This window comes from Planococcus sp. YIM B11945 (genome assembly GCF_050864155.1).
In the GTDB taxonomy this organism is placed as follows: domain Bacteria; phylum Bacillota; class Bacilli; order Bacillales_A; family Planococcaceae; genus Planococcus.
In genome coordinates this window covers 615,517-635,245 of the sequence record NZ_JBOZWR010000004.1, presented here as the reverse complement: position 1 = coordinate 635,245, position 19,729 = coordinate 615,517, and the positions used below count along the sequence as shown (strand labels likewise).

Annotated in this window: 18 protein-coding genes; 15 read left to right on the top strand and 3 right to left on the bottom strand. The window is 43.4% G+C overall.

All coding sequences use genetic code 11. The annotated features are described in order from the left end of the window. Nucleotides 1-349: 349 nt before the first annotated feature. The 10 genes from yycF to ACRRQV_RS11000 all read left to right on the top strand — a co-directional run bounded on the left by yycF (nucleotide 350) and on the right by ACRRQV_RS11000 (nucleotide 10,785). On the top strand, nucleotides 350-1,057 hold the full coding sequence (yycF, locus tag ACRRQV_RS11045) for a response regulator YycF (RefSeq protein WP_432530700.1): 708 nt from the start codon (nucleotides 350-352) through the stop codon (nucleotides 1,055-1,057). A 5-nt stretch (nucleotides 1,058-1,062) separates the two neighbouring features. Beyond that, entirely contained in the window at nucleotides 1,063-2,886 is a 1,824-nt protein-coding gene (walK, locus tag ACRRQV_RS11040; RefSeq protein ID WP_432530698.1) for a cell wall metabolism sensor histidine kinase WalK, read from the top strand. Then, nucleotides 2,883-4,211 (top strand): YycH family regulatory protein, encoded by a 1,329-nt coding sequence (locus ACRRQV_RS11035; RefSeq protein WP_432530696.1) that lies wholly within the window; start codon nucleotides 2,883-2,885, stop codon nucleotides 4,209-4,211. Before walK ends, ACRRQV_RS11035 begins: the two co-directional genes overlap by 4 nt. Continuing rightward, nucleotides 4,198-5,016: a two-component system regulatory protein YycI gene (locus tag ACRRQV_RS11030; RefSeq protein WP_432530694.1), complete on the top strand. Its 819-nt coding sequence runs from the start codon at nucleotides 4,198-4,200 to the stop codon at nucleotides 5,014-5,016. The genes ACRRQV_RS11035 and ACRRQV_RS11030 overlap by 14 nt, the downstream gene beginning before the upstream one ends. 12 nt (nucleotides 5,017-5,028) lie before the next feature. Further along, nucleotides 5,029-5,817, top strand: coding sequence for an MBL fold metallo-hydrolase (locus ACRRQV_RS11025; protein WP_432530692.1), 789 nt, complete (start codon nucleotides 5,029-5,031; stop codon nucleotides 5,815-5,817). A gap of 601 nt (nucleotides 5,818-6,418) precedes the next feature. Further along, nucleotides 6,419-7,627, top strand: coding sequence for a S1C family serine protease (locus ACRRQV_RS11020; protein ID WP_432530690.1), 1,209 nt, complete (start codon nucleotides 6,419-6,421; stop codon nucleotides 7,625-7,627). Between the two features lie 110 nt (nucleotides 7,628-7,737). After that, nucleotides 7,738-8,241, top strand: a complete 504-nt coding sequence (locus ACRRQV_RS11015) for a DinB family protein (protein ID WP_432530688.1) — start codon at nucleotides 7,738-7,740, stop codon at nucleotides 8,239-8,241. Between the two features lie 313 nt (nucleotides 8,242-8,554). After that, on the top strand, nucleotides 8,555-8,719 hold the full coding sequence (locus ACRRQV_RS11010; protein ID WP_432530686.1) for a CxxH/CxxC protein: 165 nt from the start codon (nucleotides 8,555-8,557) through the stop codon (nucleotides 8,717-8,719). An 89-nt stretch (nucleotides 8,720-8,808) separates the two neighbouring features. Beyond that, nucleotides 8,809-9,288 carry a 23S rRNA (pseudouridine(1915)-N(3))-methyltransferase RlmH gene (gene rlmH / locus ACRRQV_RS11005; RefSeq protein ID WP_432530684.1) on the top strand — a complete coding sequence of 160 codons (480 nt, stop codon included), beginning with the start codon at nucleotides 8,809-8,811 and terminating at the stop codon, nucleotides 9,286-9,288. A gap of 249 nt (nucleotides 9,289-9,537) precedes the next feature. After that, the gene (locus ACRRQV_RS11000; protein ID WP_432530682.1) at nucleotides 9,538-10,785 is read left to right on the top strand and encodes a TerD family protein; all 1,248 of its coding nucleotides are present in this window, start codon (nucleotides 9,538-9,540) and stop codon (nucleotides 10,783-10,785) included. A gap of 141 nt (nucleotides 10,786-10,926) precedes the next feature. Here the strand turns inward: ACRRQV_RS11000 and ACRRQV_RS10995 are convergent, their stop codons facing one another. Next, the gene (locus tag ACRRQV_RS10995; RefSeq protein ID WP_432530680.1) at nucleotides 10,927-11,346 is read right to left on the bottom strand and encodes a GlcG/HbpS family heme-binding protein; all 420 of its coding nucleotides are present in this window, start codon (nucleotides 11,344-11,346) and stop codon (nucleotides 10,927-10,929) included. 45 nt (nucleotides 11,347-11,391) lie between these two features. After that, nucleotides 11,392-12,609: a formaldehyde dehydrogenase, glutathione-independent gene (gene fdhA, locus ACRRQV_RS10990; RefSeq protein WP_432530678.1), complete on the bottom strand. Its 1,218-nt coding sequence runs from the start codon at nucleotides 12,607-12,609 to the stop codon at nucleotides 11,392-11,394. Nucleotides 12,610-12,813: 204 nt separating this feature from the next. On the opposite strand from fdhA, the gene ACRRQV_RS10985 reads away from it, so the two are divergent. From ACRRQV_RS10985 to ACRRQV_RS10975, 3 genes are all read left to right on the top strand, one after another. Beyond that, complete coding sequence (locus ACRRQV_RS10985) at nucleotides 12,814-13,185, top strand: winged helix-turn-helix transcriptional regulator (RefSeq protein ID WP_432530676.1); 372 nt, start codon at nucleotides 12,814-12,816, stop codon at nucleotides 13,183-13,185. A gap of 405 nt (nucleotides 13,186-13,590) precedes the next feature. Further along, nucleotides 13,591-14,547, top strand: coding sequence for a hypothetical protein (locus tag ACRRQV_RS10980; protein WP_432530674.1), 957 nt, complete (start codon nucleotides 13,591-13,593; stop codon nucleotides 14,545-14,547). 82 nt (nucleotides 14,548-14,629) lie between these two features. After that, nucleotides 14,630-14,965, top strand: a complete 336-nt coding sequence (locus tag ACRRQV_RS10975) for a nitrite reductase (RefSeq protein ID WP_432530672.1) — start codon at nucleotides 14,630-14,632, stop codon at nucleotides 14,963-14,965. Nucleotides 14,966-15,105: 140 nt separating this feature from the next. Here ACRRQV_RS10975 and ACRRQV_RS10970 read toward each other — a convergent pair whose 3' ends face one another. Beyond that, nucleotides 15,106-16,353 carry a DUF4153 domain-containing protein gene (locus ACRRQV_RS10970; protein WP_432530670.1) on the bottom strand — a complete coding sequence of 416 codons (1,248 nt, stop codon included), beginning with the start codon at nucleotides 16,351-16,353 and terminating at the stop codon, nucleotides 15,106-15,108. An 843-nt stretch (nucleotides 16,354-17,196) separates the two neighbouring features. Here ACRRQV_RS10970 and ACRRQV_RS10965 point away from each other — a divergent pair. After that, nucleotides 17,197-18,252 (top strand): M42 family metallopeptidase, encoded by a 1,056-nt coding sequence (locus ACRRQV_RS10965; protein ID WP_432530668.1) that lies wholly within the window; start codon nucleotides 17,197-17,199, stop codon nucleotides 18,250-18,252. A 109-nt stretch (nucleotides 18,253-18,361) separates the two neighbouring features. Next, nucleotides 18,362-19,552 (top strand): DUF4317 domain-containing protein, encoded by a 1,191-nt coding sequence (locus tag ACRRQV_RS10960; RefSeq protein ID WP_432530666.1) that lies wholly within the window; start codon nucleotides 18,362-18,364, stop codon nucleotides 19,550-19,552. The last annotated feature ends 177 nt before the right edge of the window (nucleotides 19,553-19,729 follow it).

Here is a 19,729-nt window from a genome sequence, read left to right as displayed (position 1 = left end):
AGCAGTAAAACAATGATATTACTTTTAGTCTCATATGGTATTGAGAAATCTCTTAGCTTCGGCGCGTTCAAGGGCTAGGCGAAGCCCAAAGCGTCCGAAGCGGCTTACCAAATTAAATTCTATAGTTTCCCTTATTATAATTGGCATGACACCAGATGAATAAAGCAGGGAAAGACCGGCCGCAATTAGCGGCTGGTCTTTTTAATTGCCAGATTTATTTCCCGGGAAATAACAAGGAAATAGTGAGAGATGCGAAACCACTCAAACAGTGATAAAGTAAGGAGAGGAATGGACAGAAAAACAGAGGCATTTGAGCGTAAAAAGTGAAGATATAAAGGGGGAGAAGAAGATGAGCAAAACAATTCTAGTAGTAGACGATGAAAAGCCGATTGCAGACATATTGCAGTTTAATTTGAAAAAAGAAGGATTCAATGTGGTGTGTGCCTATGACGGAGATGAGGCCATTCAGCTGGCTGGGGAACTTCAGCCGGATTTGATGCTTCTTGACATCATGCTGCCGAACCGCGATGGCATGGAAGTATGCCGCGAAATCCGCAAAAAATTCGATTTTCCGATCATCATGCTGACAGCAAAAGACTCGGAAATCGACAAAGTATTGGGCCTTGAGCTTGGGGCGGATGACTATGTCACAAAACCGTTTTCCACCCGCGAACTGATTGCCCGCGTGAAAGCAAACTTGCGCCGCCAAAACGTGACGCCGGTTGAAGAAGATGGTCCGCAGTCGAACGATATTCAAGTCGGCTCACTAACGATTCAGCCAGATGCGTATTTGGTTTTGAAGCGTGAAGAAACGATCGAATTGACGCATCGCGAGTTTGAACTGCTTCATTACCTTGGAAAGCACATCGGCCAAGTCATGACGCGCGAGCATTTATTGCAGACGGTTTGGGGCTATGATTATTTTGGAGATGTCCGGACTGTGGATGTAACAATTCGCCGGCTGCGTGAAAAAATCGAAGACAATCCAAGCCATCCTGCCTGGATCGTGACGCGCCGAGGAGTAGGGTATTATTTGCGAAACCCTGAACAGGAGTAGAATAAATGCAGAAAGTAAGTTTTTTTAAATCGATTCATGTGAAATTTGTGCTGATTTATATTTTGCTAATCGTGTTAGCGATGCAAATAATCGGCCTTTATTTCGTTCAGCAGCTAGAAGAGACCTTGATCAATAACTTTAAGAATTCCATTGAAGACCGGATGGACATCATTGAATTCAGCGTGCGCGAAGAAATGGTCCGAAACCGCGCTGAAGGAGATTTGTCGATCGAACAAAGCCTTCGGTCGGTGTTGAACGGATTTCAGTCTGGCGATATCAATGAAATCCAGGTCGTCGATGCCCGGTACCGTATTTTGGCGACGTCGGAAACCGACAACCAAGCGCTTGTCGGCCAGCGTTCCACACAGGATCTGGTCAGGCAGTCGACAGCCGAAGAAGAGGTGGCTGCGCAAACCTATGTGAATCCGCAGCTTGACCGGGTATGGGTGCGCACCCAGCCGATCAAAGCAGCCGGTGGAGAATTGCTCGGCATTCTTTACATTCAAGCGGATATCGAGAACGTCTACGACCAAATGAATGACATCAATTCCATCTTAGCCGGCGGTACTGCTATTTCGCTGCTGATTACGGCCATTCTCGGAATTTTGGTCGCCCAAACGATTTCGCGTCCGATATCGGATATGCGGAAACAAGCGCAAGCAATGGCCAAAGGAAATTTCTCGCGGAAAGTACGCGTTTATGGGGACGATGAAATCGGCCAGCTGGCGCGGGCATTTAACCATTTGACGAACCGATTGCAGGAATCCCAGCAATCGACGGAAAGCGAACGGCGCAAGCTGGCTTCGATTCTCTCCAACATGACCGATGGCGTGTTGTCGACTGACCGAAGAGGAAGGGTCATCCTTATCAACGATCCCGCGCTTCGCTTATTGGATGTTACACGTGAAACAGTCATTAACCGGCCGTTGACGGCTGTGCTTGGATTAGAGTCGGAATATACATTTGAAGACTTGATTCACATGAGAGAAACCGTCACGCTGGATTTCAGCACGCACGAGCAAACGACATTGCTGCGGACGAGTTTTTCGGTAATCCAAAAAGAAACCGGGTTCGTCAACGGTTTGATTGCCGTATTGCACGACAACACGGAGCAGGAAAAAATCGATATGGAACGCCGCGAGTTTGTGGCAAACGTATCGCATGAATTGCGAACGCCTTTGACGACGATGCGCAGTTATTTAGAAGCGTTGGCGGAAGGTGCTTGGCAAGATCCAGATCTCGCGCCAAACTTTTTGAATGTGACGCAAACCGAAACCGAGCGGATGATCCGGCTCGTCAACGATTTGCTGAAGCTATCAAAAATGGATTCGAGCGAAACGGAGCTCACCAAAGAAATTATCGAATTCAACCGCTTTTTCAATCGAATTATCGACCGGTTTGAAATGTCGAAATCGCAAAATGTCCATTTTGAACGGAAACTGCCGAAAGAGCAGTATTTTGTCGAAATCGATCCTGATAAACTGACGCAAGTGATTGATAATATCATTTCAAATGCGTTGAAGTATTCGCCGGAAGGTGGAAAAATCCGGTTTAGCATGACAATCGAAGAAGGCTCGTTACTGATTCAAATCAGCGACCAAGGAATGGGAATTCCGAAAGAAAACGTCGACCGCATTTTCGACCGTTTTTACCGGGTTGACCGCGCCCGCTCCAGAGAAATGGGCGGCACCGGACTAGGCTTAGCCATTTCCAAAGAAATGATCAATGCACATGACGGAACCATTTGGGCGGAAAGTGTTTACGGAAGAGGAACGACCATTTTCTTCACGCTGCCATTTGAAATCGACGATGGAGGTGAATGGGATTGAAGTATGTAGAGCAGGTTAAATCTGTTGTATTGTTTTTGCTCATTTTTCTCAGCCTCACCTTGACCTTTACGATTTGGAACTTTACGCCTTCTTACGACAAAATTGAATCGTCGCCGGCTGTAGACGTTTCGATTGGCGAGAAAAAAACGATCAAGCAAGTGGTCCGGCCGATTAAAATGTTGTATCAAGAAGATGAGACCGTAAAAGGAACGACCAAAAAAGACGAAATCGACTTGTTCACCAACTCGATGGAGCAATGGGAAATCCGTGAAGTAACGCGAATAGCAGAAAACGCTTCGCCCAAAACTCTGAGTTCTTATATGCACGAAAAAAATCGCTTTGTTTTGTACTATCCGGGAAATATTCCGTTTCCGGTATTTGATGCTTTAGTGGATATCACGGACAGTGCCATTCCCGAAGCTTCCTTTGACCGGATTGCCATCGAATGGGCTACACCTGAAAATGCGCAATCGACGATTTATTTTATCAATACGATTTCCGGCATGGTGTATCAAGGCCGGATTGCGGTCAATGAAACCAATCGGTTCCAACAAGATATTTTGGAAAAGGCAGATGAATATCCAGTCTATGTGACCGACGAAAAAATCGGCAAATTGCCAATCTATGTACCGGAAGAAAAAACGACGCAAGTGATTTATCCGTATTTATTGGAAGAAATCACGCCTGAAAGCTTTAGATCTGCCCTTTTTGAAAGCACTTCTAATATTGAGTCATCTGGAGACTTGGCAAACAAAAAGTATACCGATGATACCGGAGCCATTATGAGATTGGACGAAGCACAAAAAAGCATGAGCTTTGTGCAGCCAGCGGCGGAAACTTCGGATCCGAGCATTCCGTCCGAGCTGATTTTCAATACGGTCGACTTTATCAACGACCATGGCGGCTGGACCAATGATTACCGCTATTTCGGCCTTGCTCCATTAAACCAGCAAGTTTCGTACCGGCTGTTTTTGGACAATTTGCCGGTCTTCAGTTCTACTGCTTCAGCGGAACTTGAAGTACGCTGGGGCATGAGAGATGGACAAGAGCAAGTTTTCCGCTATGTCCGCCCTTATTATGTATTGGAATCGACGGCACAGACCGAAACGACCGAACTTGAGCCAGGAACGGAAGCACTTGCCGCCATTAGCGAGCTGGAAAAAGAGCAGTTGGCAAACGTGACTGAAATCATCCCAGGCTATGAACTTGTCCAAACAGACGGGAAATTGATTACATTCTTGCCAGCTTGGTATTATCAAATTGATGGAACATGGAAAAAGCTTTCACAAGATGCAGCAGGAGGTGGGAATCTTGGATTGGAATAAAACCAAAACCCTCTTCATCGTTGTTTTTTCCATACTGAACATCTTTTTGTATTATTTGTATTTGGACCGTTATACAGAAGCAGAAAATGCAAAATTTCTCGGCAGTGAACTTTCTGTTGATGAGAAATTAAAAGCCGATCAGATCACGTATCCCGCTCTGCCGGAAGAAGACCAATACGAACCTTATATCAACGCGTCGATGAAGACCTTTACGAAAAGCGACGTTCCAGGCGGCAACCAAAAAGTGGACATTGCAGGAGACCGGTTCTTAACGGTCAGCTACCCGAAACCGTTGCCGATAGAGGACATCAAAAGTGAGAAGTTGTTAGAGGAGTTTGTTGCGGACCACGCGTATCAAGGCGGAGATTATGCCTTATGGGAAATTAATGCCGAAGAAAACAAGGCGGTATTTTTCCAGATCGTCAACGGCAAAACGCTTTATTACAGCGACAACGCGCAGGTGACGCTGTATTGGAATGATAAAGGCGAAGTGACGCATTATGAACAAACCATTTTTGAAAATGTGCAATTGGGCGAGCAGCCGAAAAAATTAATTCCCGCCATTTCAGCCATTTCTACGCTTTACCAGCGAGGCATTTTGCCGTCCAATACGCAAATCGACTCGGCGGAAATCGGTTATACGGTATACGTCCAAGTTTCTGAAGACGACCGGATGTTCCTGCCAACTTGGCATATAAGCGCAACACTTGCAGATGGTTCGAAAGAGGAGTATTTTATAAATGCAGTGAAAGACGGCGTAATTGAATTGCAAAAAGATGAAGAAGAAACAGAGGCACCACAATAAGGAGTTTTTATTATGCGTTTTAGTGTATTAGCAAGCGGCTCTAGCGGCAATGCTATTTATATAGAAAATGACCAGCATTCATTTTTGGTCGATGTGGGGTTAAGCGGCCGGAAAATGGAAGAGCTGTTTGCTTCAATCGGCAAAAAAATGAGTGATTTGGACGGCATTTTGGTAACGCATGAGCATAGCGACCATATTAAAGGAATCGGCATTGTGGCGCGCAAATACAAAGTGCCGGTATATGCGAATGAGAAGACGTGGGCGGCAATGGATGGCCTTGTGGGCAACATTCCGGTTGAGCAGCGCTTCCATTTTCCGATGGAGACGGTGAAGACGTTCGGCTCCCTTGATATTGAGTCGTTTGCGGTATCGCATGATGCGGCGGATCCAATGTTTTATGTGTTCCATGAGAATGGCCGGAAGTTGGCGCTCATTACCGATACGGGCTATGTCAGCGACCGGATGAAAGGCATCATTCAAGCGTCGGATGCGTTTGTGTTTGAAAGCAACCACGACGTGGGAATGCTGCAGATGGGGCGTTATCCGTGGTCGGTGAAGCGGCGGATTTTGAGCGATGTCGGGCACGTGTCCAATGAAGATGCGGCGGTGGCAATGAGCGAAGTAATGGCTGAAAAGCCGACGCGCATTTACTTGTCGCATTTGAGCAAAGACAACAACATGAAGGATTTGGCGCGCATGAGCGTCGAACAAACCTTGCAGACAAAAGGCATTATTGTTGGCGAGTACGTAGATTTACTGGATACGGACGCAAATGTGCCGACGCCATTGGTAATTGTATAAAGATTTGAGCCGGAAGCGGATATGCTTCCGGTTTTTTTATTTGGATGAATAAGCAGTTAAAGAGAAGATATTCCGCAAAACAGCTCCGCGAAAACCGTGTGCTCCTGTCTCTGCATCGCTTCGCTAGCTTCGAGACATGAAAGAGCGTTGCAGCGTTACACGCTTCGTCGCAAAGGCATTGCCCGAACTTCTTTCGGTCAATACCTTTCATGCGGGCGATCGCCGAACTAACTTGGGCTGAACGCCCAAGTGGATTTCGGCACTTCGCTGTCCCGCGGGAGTCTCCGCTGTTTTGCTCCATATCCAGTGGTTATAGACTTACTTTTGAGTAAGGAGTAAAAAGACGCTTCAAGCACACGCTTTTCGCCGCCTTCCGCTCTTTCTTCTAAGTGGATAGGAGTAAAAGCAGAGCAATATAATTCAGCAGTTGGTTAGTTAGTCCAACAATAAAAAGCTTTCGAATCTACATTGTAATTTTGTAAAAAATTTTGAATGAAGATACAAAAACATTCTTTTAGAGCTCTATCAGCATGCCATAAGAGGTTAGTGCGCTTCTATATCGGATATATAGGAAGTATAGAAACAGAAAGGATGGAAGCGGATGGGCTATTATAATCAACCACCTACTAGAAGCCAAAGGCCGGGACGGGGCGGTACGTTTTTAGCGGGCATTGCAGGAGTTGTGGTCGGGGCGCTTGTGGTGTGGCTGTTGTTTTCTTCTGTTCCGGGTTTGGCTCCTGGAAATAATACAGCAACAGAAACAGCTGCCGGGAAAACAGAAGGAGCTTCCAGTTCGAATTCCGTAGAAATTACAACAGATGTGACAGAAGCAGTGGAGATCGCAGCGGACGCAGTCGTTGGGATTTCAAATCTTCAAGAAACGGGTGATTTTTGGAGCGGCTCTAACGGCCAAGGCGAAGAACAGGCGGTTGGAAGCGGCTCGGGCGTCATTTATAAAAATGAAGGAGGCCGGGCATTTGCGGTGACGAATCATCACGTGGTTGACGGCGCAAATGACTTGGAAGTTACGTTATCCGATGGCTCCAAAATTGAAGCAGAAATTGTGGGAAGCGATATTTGGTCTGATCTAGCTGTCATTGAAATGGACGGCGCCGATGTTGAAGCCACCGTAAAGTTTGGCGATTCGGAAGCGTTGAAACAAGGGGAAACAGTTATTGCGATTGGCAATCCGCTAGGCCTTGATTTTTCCGGTTCGGTAACGACAGGTGTGGTATCAGGTACAGACCGGGCGGTGCCTGTTGACTTGGATGGTGACGGCCAGGAAGACTGGCAAGCGGAAGTTTTGCAGACAGATGCGGCCATCAATCCCGGAAACAGCGGGGGCGCCTTGATCAATTTAGCGGGCCAGCTGATTGGCATCAACTCGATGAAAATCGCAACGGCTTCTGTGGAAGGCATCGGGTTCGCGATTCCCATCAATTCCGCACGGCCGATCATCGAATCGCTTGAGTCGACTGGAGAAATGGTTCGTCCGGCGATGGGCGTGACGTTGGTTGATTTGATTCAAGTGCCTCAAGGCTCTCGCCAAGAAACGCTGAATCTTCCGGAAGATGTAAAAGCGGGCGTTGTAGTGGATTCAGTCGTTGAAAATTCGGCAGCGGCGGATGCTGGCATGAAGCAATACGACGTTATTGTGGAAATGGACGGCAAGCCGGTTGGGGATATCATCGAACTTCGCCAGCATTTATACAATGAGAAAAAAATTGGCGATACGCTGACAGTCAAAGCTTATCGCGACGGGAAAGAAATGGAGTTCCAATTGGAGCTTGTGGACAACTCGGAAATTTAAAAGTTGAGGTAAGATCCAAAAGCCAATTGCTTTTGGGTCTTTTTTTTGCAGGAAAAGAAGAAATTATCCCGAATACTTAGGCGAAGACAAATTTTAGAAGGAGGCGGATTATGTACAGAACGATGGAAGATTTTCTTGCACATTGGAGAGAGGAGTCAGCGATGATGCAGCAGGTGCTGGACGGGCTGACAGATGAATCGCTTAGCCAGCAGGTTACTGCGGACCATCGGACGCTGGGCCGGCTTGGCTGGCATTTAACGACGACCTTGGCTGAAGTGGCGGGACATGCCGGATTAACATTTGAAGGAACGAAATCCGATGCGCCGATGCCATCATCAGCACAGGAAATTGCAGATGCGTACCGGACGTCCAATGAAGCGATGATCAAAGCTTTCGAAGAGCAATGGACCGATGAAACATTGAAGGAAGAACGGGATATGTACGGAGAGCAATGGACGGTGGCGCAAGTGTTGACGATGCTTGTTTCGCATCAGATCCATCACCGTGGCCAAATGATTGTCCTTATGCGCCAAGCTGGTTTGAGGGTGCCTGGCCTCTATGGTCCAACAAAAGAAGATTGGGCAACGTTCGGCGAAACAGCTCCGACAGTTTAATAATAAATGCTAAAAATCCGCAAAGCCAATTTCCTGGTTTTGCGGATTTTATTGTTTACGGATGAGTTTTTCACTCTAATTATTATTGTAATTTTTGTTATGGATTTATTAAATTAGAGTGTCATTGTTCGGGAAAGCAAAAAAACGCCATGTGGATAACTATTTTTGAAAATGAATGTTATCCTTTATCCACAGGAGCTCAAAAGCTTTGCTTTCCGCCATCCTTTTCTTCTGTTAAAATGAGTTGTGGATAAAGAGGAACAAAATGTGCATAACTGTGTGGAATATTCGGAAATTAAAAGGAGCGAAAAAAATGAACATAAATTGCTGCAAAACCCACGTGGAACACGCTTTAGACATGTTTGTAGCGGAATCAAAAAGCTATCCAATTCTTACAGAATTGTCAGACGAAGAAAAGTTATCCACAACGTGTGATTACTGCGAAGAACTCGCAACGTATCTTGTGGCGAACGCATGATTGGGCACAAGATATAGAAATAACTGTGGATATGTGCATAACAATTGTGGGTAACTTGTTTACAAGAAGTTTACGAAAGGGGATAAGGTGTGAATATCTCAATTATTAGTGTCGGCAAGCTGAAAGAGAAATATTTGAAAGCCGGCATCGAAGAATACACAAAACGGCTTGGAAGCTACGCGAAAGTCAGCGAAGTAGAAGTGGCAGATGAAAAAGCGCCAGAGCAATTGAGCGAAGCAGACATGGAAATCGTCAAAAAGAAAGAAGCCGACCGTATCATGGCAAAGATTTCCGCTGATGCTTACGTCATCGCTCTGGCGATTGACGGAAAGATGAAAACATCGGAGCAGCTGTCAAAAGATCTAGAATCGCTCATGACATACGGCCGTAGCAAAATCGTCTTTGTCATCGGCGGATCACTCGGGCTGCATGACGAAGTATTGAAGCGGGCGGATGAGAAATTGTCGTTTTCCAAAATGACGTTTCCGCACCAGTTGATGAAATTGATCTTGGTGGAGCAGGTTTACCGAGCTTTTCGGATAATGAAGGGTGAACCTTATCATAAATAAGTGAAATTTTTAATTTTATGTTAGTCTGGTGGTTTTAGAAAATTTAATGAAGCAAAAAGAGGCATTAAGGAAACTTAATGCCTCTTTTTATTTAAGTTCGATCATTATGTATCAATGGATATATTTCATTGAAATGTAAATTTTTGATACAATAAAGCAAGGTTGATTAAGGAAATTCATTAAAATAGAAATTTATTTTAAAAAACGTTGTTAGTTAATTAAAGCATAAACGAGGAAGGCGTGGTTTAGATGAGTCAATTGCTTCAAATGGGGGCAAACACCGCTTTAAATTCTCCAAAAGGTCAAGTTACGATTAGCCATGAAATTTCCAATACAATCGATATTTCCTTAACGGCTTTCCTTTTAACTGATCTGGAGAAGGTACAAGGAGATAGCGGAATTATATTTTATAATCAACCCAAGAGCTCTTCTGGAGCAGCTAGTCTTTTGCCATCTGCGCAAGTGGGGAATACAAAAGTACATAAAATTGATTTTGACCTAAGTAAACTCCCTCAAGAGATTACTAAAATAGCTATTACGCTTACAGAGGATAACAACACGGGTTTTTCAAATGTAAAAAACTTGAAGGCAGAGATACGTACCGATGATAATAGTATCCAGTTAACTCCCTCTACCTTCACAAAGGAAAATGGAATCGTAGTATTGGAATTATATTTAAGGAATGGCCAAACAAAGGCAAAATCTATCTGGCGTGGATTTGATTCTGGCCTTGAAGGTCTGTGTGAAAATTACGGCGTCGAGGTTGATGCGGCGGAATCCGCAAAGCCTTCTGAGCCTAAAGCAGTTGTTGAGCAAGCGCCAAAAGAACCTCAGAAAATCTCAATAGTTCCTGAAAATAAAAGCAGTCAAAATGCCCTTTCATCGATAAATCTTGAAAAAGTAAAGGGTAAAATAAATCTCGATAAAGGTCAAAAGCCAGTCATAATTGAAAAAACACCAGAAATTACGGCTACAGTATCCTGGAAGACTGGGACAGATTACGATATATATGCTTTAGTCTACACAAAGAATGGCAAGCAGGTAGATGTAGCTATGTTTGGGGCAGAAGGAACCCCTCCTCTCAGCCGGTTTGGCAACGGCGCAGTAGAACATATGGGGGATGTTGGGCGAAACAGTGGATCAGTGAAGACAGAGGTCATTAAATTAAGGCTGACGAATGATATTCTTGCAGTGGTTCCTGTGGTGTATTCTGCTCAGTCAAATGGAACAGGCTCATTCTACAGATACAAGGTGTCCATGAGTATAGACAATCATAGCGGAACTTCCGTTACCATATCCTCCAAAAATGCAAATAATAATGACAGGATTTACACTTGTGTACCCGGCATCCTTCAAAATACACAAGATGGCGTTATTATAAATCCAATAGAGCTTTACAGTAAGCCAAACTCAGAATACAGGCCAAAACTTAAGCTTGGGTCTTCAAATATGGTAGAAGTGATGATGGATCAAGGACCAAAAAATGATTACAAGTAGAAAAGAAATATTAATATAAAAATAGCTAAACAGATATACCTCTGATGGTATATCCATGTCTAGCTTAATGCACTAAAAAAGAAGAGCCAGGAGTATGATCCTGGCTCTTCTTCACATTAAAAAATGAAATATAAAAGGTTGTTACGACGTTAGTTTCCGATTAAATGTATTTGCGCCGGCTTCTGCAACTTGAACATCATGAGGCACTGAACTTCCACTGACTCCTATTGCCCCCACTACTTTATCATCGACGACAAGGGGGATTCCTCCGCCAAAAACGACAAGGCGCCCATTATTGGTTGTATTTAACCCATAAAGTTCCGCTGCAGGGACGGTTGCTTCAGCCAGAGTCGCTGTAGGCATTTTTAGCGCTACGGATGTCCAGGCTTTGTTTTGGGCAATGTCAATGCTCGCCAGCCATGCATCGTCCATCCGGTGGATCGCAACCAGGTTTCCGCCATCATCGACCACAGTAATAACCATAGCCACCCCAATCTTCGTTGCTTCTTCTTCAGCACCCGCAATAACTTCTTTTGCCAACTCTAAAGTGATTTTATTCATAAGAATGAACCTCCTTGTTTTTCTGCTTGCTTATAGGAAAACATCTTACTTAGTAAACATTCCATGGGGATCAATGACAAACTTCTTGGAAGCTCCTTGATCAAATTCTGCATAGGCTTCCGGTGCTTGGTCTAAAGAGATGACCGTTGCATTCACCGCTTTTGCAATTTGTGCTTTTCCACTTAAGATGGACATCATTAAGTCGCGATGGTATCTCATAACGGGTGTTTGGCCTGTAACAAACGTATGGGCTTTTGCCCAGCCAAGTCCTAAGCGTACCTTCAAGGTTCCGATTTTTGCATCTTCATCGACCGCACCCGGATCACCGGTTACATAGAGTCCTGGTATACCGAGACGCCCTCCTGCACGAGTAACCTGCATAATAGAATTTAGGACAATAGCTGGAGCTTCACCGGCTCCCTTGCCATGTCCGTGAGCTTCAAAGCCGACGCAGTCAATGGCGCAATCAACTTCCGGCACACCGAGGATTTCAGCGATTTGCTCTCCCAAATCTGGATGTTCCCGCAGGTTTACGGTTTCACAGCCGAAGCTTCTGGCTTGGGCAAGGCGTTCATTTATTAAATCGCCGACAATTACGACAGATGCGCCTAGAAGTTGGGCAGAGTGGGCAGCGGCTAAACCTACTGGGCCAGCCCCGGCAACATATACAGTAGATCCTGGTTTTACACCGGCACTCACGGCACCATGATAACCCGTTGGAAAAATATCAGAAAGCATCGTTAAATCAAGTATCTTTTCCATCGCCTGATCTTTATCCGGAAATTTCAGCAACTGGAAGTCGGCGTAAGGGACCATCACATATTCGGATTGGCCGCCTACCCATCCGCCCATGTCGACATAACCATAAGCAGAACCAGGACGATCCGGATTTACGTTCTCGCAAATATGCGTATCTTGCTCTTTGCAGCTGCGGCAGCGGCCACAAGCAATATTAAATGGTACAGACACGAGGTCTCCTTTTTTAATAAATTCAACGTCACGGCCCACTTCAATGACTTCGCCTGTAATTTCATGGCCGAGTACAAGCCCTTCAGGAGCTGTAGTCCGGCCTCGCACCATGTGTTGATCACTTCCGCAAATGTTCGTTGTAACGATTTTTACAATCACGCCGTGGTCGCATTTGCGCCCTACATTTAACGGATTTACCCCAGGGCCGTCTCTAACAATTAATTCAGGGTAGCTAATATCTTCAACAGTTACACGTCCAGCGCCTCTGTAAACCACCGCTCGGTTTCCTGCCATTCCTGTCATCTCCTATCTATGAGTTCTAATCATTACACCAGTACAGCATCGAAGAAGGGAGTTAAAACTTCTAGTTTCGAATTAAAATATTCTATATATTTAATTTATTCTAAATTATAAATCTTTTTATTGGAAGAACGCACTTTTTTGTGAGAAGGTTACCAAAAGGATACTTTCAGGAAACCCAAGGAAAGGGGCAGTCTAATGGATGAGTTGCGGTCAAAAATAAAAAGGGAAATTGAGTGTGGCGAATTTAATTGTGAAAAAGAACTGACCTTATCAATTATTAGCGGCAAATGGAAAATCATCATTATTTATTATTTAGAAACAGAGGGTACTTTACGATTTAGTGAGATTAAACGATTGCTTCCAAAAATTACACATAAGGTATTAACCAATCAAATTAGAGAGTTAGAAGAAGACGGGATTGTTCACCGGAAAGTATTTCCCGAAGTTCCGTCAAGAGTGGAATATTCTTTGACAAATTTAGGGGAAAGCCTAATTCCGATCGTGTTAATGATGGACGAATGGGGAAAGAAAAATATCAAACACTACTCCGTTGTAAAAAATAGATGAGGCTGTCCCAAAAGAGGCTGACGTCCATTCCAGCGGACGCTTTCCGCGGGCTTGCGCCGAACTAACTCGGGCTAAACGCCCGAGTGGATTTCGGCACTGCGCTATCCCGCAGGAGTCGCCGCTTCCATTCCCGTCAGCTAGCTCAAAAACCGGCAAAGAAAAGCATTCCTTTTCTTTGCCGGTTTTATCTTTTTTAGTTATGAGACAGCCCTTTTTATTTTCGAAAGGCAGTTCCCGATTGATTTAAAAAACAAATTTAAATATTCTAGGACAAACCGTACTATAAGCGAGGGTAAAATTTTAGTAATTTTAGTCATCAAGTATTTACATCTTGATTTGGGCCTTAACTAAGGGTTAACTATAGTTATTGGGATATTCGTATCATATATGAGGAGAGAGCTGCAGATGGAACTGGAAAAGAAAAGGATCAAGCCTAGTCCGAAAAAAAAGCTTCAAAGATATTTGTTTCCAATTACAATAATTTCGTCAATACTAATTTCAGGTTCAATCGGATATACAGCTAGTCGAATTGCTGTTAACAATAGTGGTAATGAATCAGTTGAGATACATGCGATGAAAAACCAAATGACTGAAGCTAGGGATAATTCGTTAAAAGTAGTAGAAAAGGAAATACCAGAAATAATTGACGATCTAGAAAGATATAATCAAAACATAGATTTAATGAGTGAAAATATTAAGTGGCTAAACGAAAATTTAGCTCCTATACGAGATGCAACAGGCAAATTCGATACAGCAATTTCTGTCGTTAGAGGAGTCAGCACAGTTGTTAATGTTCCACTTCTAAGTAAAACGAGTACTGGGTTAGCTTCTGCACAGATTAAACTCGATAAAATTGATAGCATGCTAGTTGATATGGAGAACTTAAAAGTCATGCAACAAGAGATGAGTGATTCTCATAAGAAGTTAAATTTATTATATGAAGAATATCAAAAGGATAAAAATATTGAGCAGTTGCTTCAAATTGAAGAAGAGTTAAACTCAACTTTAATTTATCAGATTGAAGATTTAAGAAATATTACTGTAGAAGCGCATGAAGTTTTTGAATTATCTTCTGGCGTTTTAAGTTCAGTAAATACTGCTAAATCCTTTTTGAGTTCCATACAGGAACAAGGAGGAAGTGCGCTAGAAACCATTCAGTTTTGGAAGGACAATAAAGTGGATTCGGAAATTGGAGGGAATCTAAAAGAAAATTTAGAGACAGATTTAGATGCTTCTAAAAAGGAGATTCAAGATCTGCCTGATGAATTAGCTCAACAATCAAGAAAAAGTATTACGTCAATAACTACTGTTCAAAAAGAACTGCAGACTATAAAGATAGCGCAAATGGTCATTAGTGAATGAAGAGCGAGGATAGGTCTACTATTGATTTTTTCGTCAATAAATAAAGTCCCTAAAAAACCAATAAGCTGCTAGGAGATTTGCGATGAAAAGGTCCATGCGGTGGTTAGGTTTAGCGGTTATTTATTTAATCGGAATAGGCATAAGTTTATTGTCATCTGTAAATGTTTTTAACGGAAGATTCAGGTTGGATACGCAAAAAACCGATCGGCATATTGAGCAGTTAGGAAAGTTGCATTGGTTTAATGAGCTCTATGAGTGTGAGCGCCATCAGAGCAGTTTCCTTTTTAGTTTGCAGATTAGAAAATATCTAAACAGTTCTTTTCGTGTTCAGCTATTAAAGAGCAGCGAAAGAGAGCAAAAAAAATTTATTCAGAAGTTAGAAAAAGTGGCTGAAGCATGGGCGAAAAATCATGAGTGACTATCGATGGAGAGCCTTGCCATAAATAAATAAAGTTTTTTAGAAAAATAAAAAGCCAAAAACGAAAAAGTTAGCGTAAAACTTTTTCGTTTTTGGCTTTTATAGTGAAGATTAATACCGGTTTCATCAATAGAGCCTTTTTATTTAAAAAAGAAAGGAAAAGTAAATGTAACGAAAGCTGCCCAAAGTCCGTAAACTGGCAAATACTTAGTGACCGCGTCTTGAATAGGCGAAGGGCCGGTCTTGTTTTGCAGAAACCGCATATACGAGACCATAATCCAAATAAGATTTCCCCAGATCAGCAGGTTGACGCCTAAAACAGCAAGCCTGTTTGGTGTAATCCCATAAGAAGAAAGTCTGAAAACGATGGCTGACAAAGCCACACTATCAATGATAAGTGCAAGAGCGATCAAGGAAACATTTATATAATCCGAAAGGTTCTTTTTCTCGTCCGAGTCGCTTTCGGTAATCGAAAATATGGTGACGGCCAATACCCCAAGGAGGATTCCGTTGAAGGCTATCAGGAAATTGCGATCCAAGAATGGATTTTTTCCGACCCATAAAACCGTTATCAGATAGACCAACAAGGTAGCCAAAACAAGAGGACTGAAAATTTTAGCGATATACGGTGTAATGTTCTTCGCCAGTTTCAGATCCAGTGATACCAAGTATGTCGCTACAATAGCAAGAGCAGCAGCACCAAATAAAACGACATTACTAAAATAGAATTCTTCTATATCCAAGCCAATAAAGCTAAATAGCTGCATGGTCAATGCCGCTAGCACCATTCCGCTAACTGCCATGCTGGCGTAGAGAATGCCATATTCCAAATTAAATTTAATATAGGCCATTCTTGCACTGCCTTTTGAATACTCATTTCCTGTAAATGCGAGCCCCACCAATACCCATAAGAAGATGGGAAGGTGTAAATAAGCCAGAATAATACTATCTGTATAATCTAATGGCAGCATATTAAGATAAAACCCGGAAATTAGGAGCAACGCTGCAAGCGAATAAATAACGCTTTTTTTCGGAGAATTGGTGTAAACAAAATAGGCAGCAATGAAGGGAATTATGCCAAAAGCCAGGTTGAGTGGAGCAATTGCTTCCTGTTCGACAAAATGAAAAAGGATGCGGGTGCTTATCCCGGCCAGAATGGCTAAAATGCCCATCAATACGAAACGTTTTTGAAGAAAGGAAGATTTTTCTGGATGTGCCGTCTCCTTGAAATGCAATCTTTCATGCCAGATGCCAAGAACCTGAGAATCCGGATGTTGTTCCCATGCGTCTGAGAATGCCTTTTTAAAGGTTTTTGGGTCGTTTCTAAACATTCTTTCCAGCTCATGAGGATTCGTAATATGTTTAATGATTAAATTGTTGCGATCCATGATAGTCCCTCCCTTAACAAATGTCTTATTAAATCCTGCGTTTCCCCCATACAAGTTATTGCTCAAACTCTGAAGCAATTTTGCTGCCCTTGCCTAACTCAAATACTAAAAAGATGCATAAGCAGGAGCTAAAAAACCCTAAGAACCACTACTATCTTTTAATAAAGGATTTTAGATTTTTGAAAGTACCTCTCCAAAGCAGACTGCAGACAAAGTCGGGTATAAATTGATGGGTATGAATAAACCCAATCGGACCGGCCCCTCCGTTTTCCGTGGCACGGCCTTAGCCGCTTCACTCAGAAAGACTCGCTCCAGGGTCTGCGGCTCGTGTCGCTGCGTCGCTTTGCTCCTTCACTGCTCCCACAGGAGTCTCCTTGGCCGGCTCGGTTGGACATTGCTTTCTACTTTCTACACTAAGGATCCGGAGCGCGAGCCCGCGGAAAGCGTCCGGCTGAAGCGCAGGATCCGAGATTTCACTTCTATGGATGTATAAATACTTCACTATTTTGTCTATAAGATCCTAAGTATTATTTATTAGATATTAACACGAAGTTTATTGATAAACAATAAACTTTTATTCATTTATATAGTTTTTTTGTTGTTAATTAGAAATCATCATTGCTGATCTTTTGAAAATAAGACTCTTTAAGGTGAACTTCGTGAGCCTCAAATGAGTCAAATACAAAGTAAAAATCTAAGTTTTAAAAAAAAGATATTTTCGATTTTTCGCACGAAAACCGATCCTTCTAGTTTATTATTTACACTAGAAGTCCAAGAACAAGAATATCGCACAAACTCCAACTCAAATCTTTTCCAATACAGCAATTTAAGGAGAAACGATTTATGGATGAAAAAGAATTGGCTTTTTTAAAAGAAATTACAGATATTCAAGGAACGTCCGGAAATGAAGATGCTGTCAGAAGCTACTTAAAAGAAAAATTCTCCACTGTGGCAGATAAGATCGAAACGGATGGAATGGGTTCGTTAATGGCGACGCTTGGGACAGCGGGGCCGAAAGTTTTAATGGCTGGCCATATGGATGAAGTCGGTTTTATGGTTCGGACGATTACCAAGGATGGGTATATTAAATTTTCAAGATGCGGGTTCTATTTTGTGACGGGTGTCTTGTCGCAGCATTTTACCATTTTGACCGATACTTCCGCTGTACCTGCCGTCTGCTCATTGGGCCCCATGCAGTTTGATGAAAAATATCCAGAGATTGAAAATTTGGTGATGGATGTGGGCTGTACAAGTGACCAGGAAGTGAAAGACTTAGGAATTGGGATTGGCGATTTTATTGTTCCGGAAGGCAATTTCAAAACACTCGGCAAGGATCATAAATACTTGGTCAACAAAGCGTGGGACAATCGAATTGGCTGCGCGGTATCGTTGCGGGTCATGGAAAACTTGAAAAGAGAAGGCCATGACAATGTCTTTATTGGCGGGGGATCGGCGCAGGAAGAAGTAGGCTGCAGAGGGGCTGTCACGCTAGGCAAGATGTCGCAGGCGGAAATTGGATTTTCCGTTGATGTCGGAACGGCCGATGATATTCATGGCATGCCAAAGGAAGGGATTTCCTTGGGGAAAGGCCCTGAATTGTGTGTCATGGATTCTTCCACCATTTCGAACAGGAAACTCTTGAAATTTGTGGTCAAAGTGGCAGAGGAATGCGGCATTCCTTACCAGGTTTCGATTATGAAACATGGCGGAACAGACGCTTCGAAATTTCAGACGGCCAATTATGGGATGCCGGTGCTGCTCGTCAATATGCCGTCCCGTTATGCACATACCCCTACGTCCATGATTCATTACGATGATTACATCCATACCGTCCAGCTGATGACCGAAGTGAGCAAGCGATTGGATCGGCAGGCAGTGGATGCCATTCGAGCGTTTTAATTCTTAACTATTGGTATAATAAGAGAGTGTCAAAAGCTGCTTGCTGGCTTTGGATGCTCTTTTTTTGTGCACCACACGGATTTTATTAGCCAGGGAGTTGGAATGACAGATGAATAAAAAAGACATAGCAGACATTCGCAAACGATTTAAGTTGGATACGGATCTACTGAAAATCGCTGATATTTATAACGTCTACATCAAAGGGGAAACCACCGAAATTTTCCATGAGGAGAGCCGCTCGTTTTCGTTATTGGACCGGGAGCAGCAAGAACTGTTCCTGAACAATTTTAAAAAGGTGCTCGGAGGGAAACTGGATGAAAAGCTCTTCGAAGTGAAGTTTCAGCGCCCGGAAGAGGGACAAGCAGACCATACGCAGCGCCTCCTTTACGAAGGGCTTGAGTCAAAAGATGCCGGTGACTGGCAAACAAATATGCAGCGCATCGCCTTGAAGGTGGTTGAAGACAAGCCTTACGAAAAAGACATGGTCATCACATTCATTCGCGGGACTTATTTTAAAACGACGAAACGCCAGCCCGATGAAACGGACATCGACATGCGGGATGAAGTATACAACACCCCGTTCATCCTCTGCAGCATGAACCAAACCGAATTGCCGAAGCAGTCGCTGGTGTTTGATTTTACCGAAAAAGAATTCAAGTCGACTTTGCTGGTCGATCCCGTCATTAAATTGGCATCGCCCATTGGCGGATTTCTGTTCCCGAGCTTCACGGACAACGCTGCAGACATCCACCACATTTTGTACGCAGCAAGCAAAACGAACAAACCCGATTTCCAATTTATCGAGAACGTCTTGAACGGCGATGAAATCATGACGGCTGAAGAAGACAAAGCGGTGTTTGAGGAAATCGTTAAAGCGGTCATTGGCGAAGAAGTCAATTCGAGAACGCTTGCCGGTTTGTATGATGAAATCAATCATATGCTGGTGGTGGAAGCTGAGAGCGAAGACGAAGAAGAAACTCCTACATTGGATACCGTGGAAGTTGTTCGGGTGCTGAAGGCGAGCGGCGTCAAAGACGTCAGCATGGAAAAAGTGGAAAGAGCCTTCCAGCAAGTGGTGGAGGACAAAACCTACGAAATGAAAGCAAGCCACGTCGTGCCGAGCTACGCGTCTAAATCCATCAAAATCAACACGAAAGTCGCAGAGATCAAGATCAGCCCGCAAGACTTGAGATACGTCAAACAAGTCAATTACGACGGCAAACGCTGCATTTTGATTGAAGTCGAAGAAGACACGATGATTGAAGGATTCAAGCTGCTTGAGGAAGAATTGCTGGAGTAGGAGCTAGCCGGCAAAAGCTTGCTTCGATAAATCCTGCGAAATAAGAGAAGGTATCTCCAAAGTTGAACTTTGAAGACACCTTCTTTTTTTCAGCTTCTAAAAAATCGAAATATTTAGAAGAATTTAGTAGATTACTTTACTTTTTTCTTTATAATGGAAAGTAGTATAAATTACACA

What these genes read in the sequence shown, in the direction of transcription:
- yycF (WP_432530700.1), top strand. Translation starts at nt 350, where the DNA reads ATGAGCAAAACAATTCTAGTAGTAGACGATGAAAAGCCGATTGCAGAC.
- walK (WP_432530698.1), top strand. Translation starts at nt 1,063, where the DNA reads ATGCAGAAAGTAAGTTTTTTTAAATCGATTCATGTGAAATTTGTGCTG.
- ACRRQV_RS11025 (WP_432530692.1), top strand. Translation starts at nt 5,029, where the DNA reads ATGCGTTTTAGTGTATTAGCAAGCGGCTCTAGCGGCAATGCTATTTAT.
- ACRRQV_RS11020 (WP_432530690.1), top strand. Translation starts at nt 6,419, where the DNA reads ATGGGCTATTATAATCAACCACCTACTAGAAGCCAAAGGCCGGGACGG.
- ACRRQV_RS11015 (WP_432530688.1), top strand. Translation starts at nt 7,738, where the DNA reads ATGTACAGAACGATGGAAGATTTTCTTGCACATTGGAGAGAGGAGTCA.
- ACRRQV_RS11010 (WP_432530686.1), top strand. Translation starts at nt 8,555, where the DNA reads ATGAACATAAATTGCTGCAAAACCCACGTGGAACACGCTTTAGACATG.
- ACRRQV_RS11000 (WP_432530682.1), top strand. Translation starts at nt 9,538, where the DNA reads ATGAGTCAATTGCTTCAAATGGGGGCAAACACCGCTTTAAATTCTCCA.
- ACRRQV_RS10995 (WP_432530680.1), bottom strand. Translation starts at nt 11,346, where the DNA reads ATGAATAAAATCACTTTAGAGTTGGCAAAAGAAGTTATTGCGGGTGCT.
- fdhA (WP_432530678.1), bottom strand. Translation starts at nt 12,609, where the DNA reads ATGGCAGGAAACCGAGCGGTGGTTTACAGAGGCGCTGGACGTGTAACT.
- ACRRQV_RS10985 (WP_432530676.1), top strand. Translation starts at nt 12,814, where the DNA reads ATGGATGAGTTGCGGTCAAAAATAAAAAGGGAAATTGAGTGTGGCGAA.
- ACRRQV_RS10980 (WP_432530674.1), top strand. Translation starts at nt 13,591, where the DNA reads ATGGAACTGGAAAAGAAAAGGATCAAGCCTAGTCCGAAAAAAAAGCTT.
- ACRRQV_RS10975 (WP_432530672.1), top strand. Translation starts at nt 14,630, where the DNA reads ATGAAAAGGTCCATGCGGTGGTTAGGTTTAGCGGTTATTTATTTAATC.
- ACRRQV_RS10970 (WP_432530670.1), bottom strand. Translation starts at nt 16,353, where the DNA reads ATGGATCGCAACAATTTAATCATTAAACATATTACGAATCCTCATGAG.
- ACRRQV_RS10965 (WP_432530668.1), top strand. Translation starts at nt 17,197, where the DNA reads ATGGATGAAAAAGAATTGGCTTTTTTAAAAGAAATTACAGATATTCAA.
- ACRRQV_RS10960 (WP_432530666.1), top strand. Translation starts at nt 18,362, where the DNA reads ATGAATAAAAAAGACATAGCAGACATTCGCAAACGATTTAAGTTGGAT.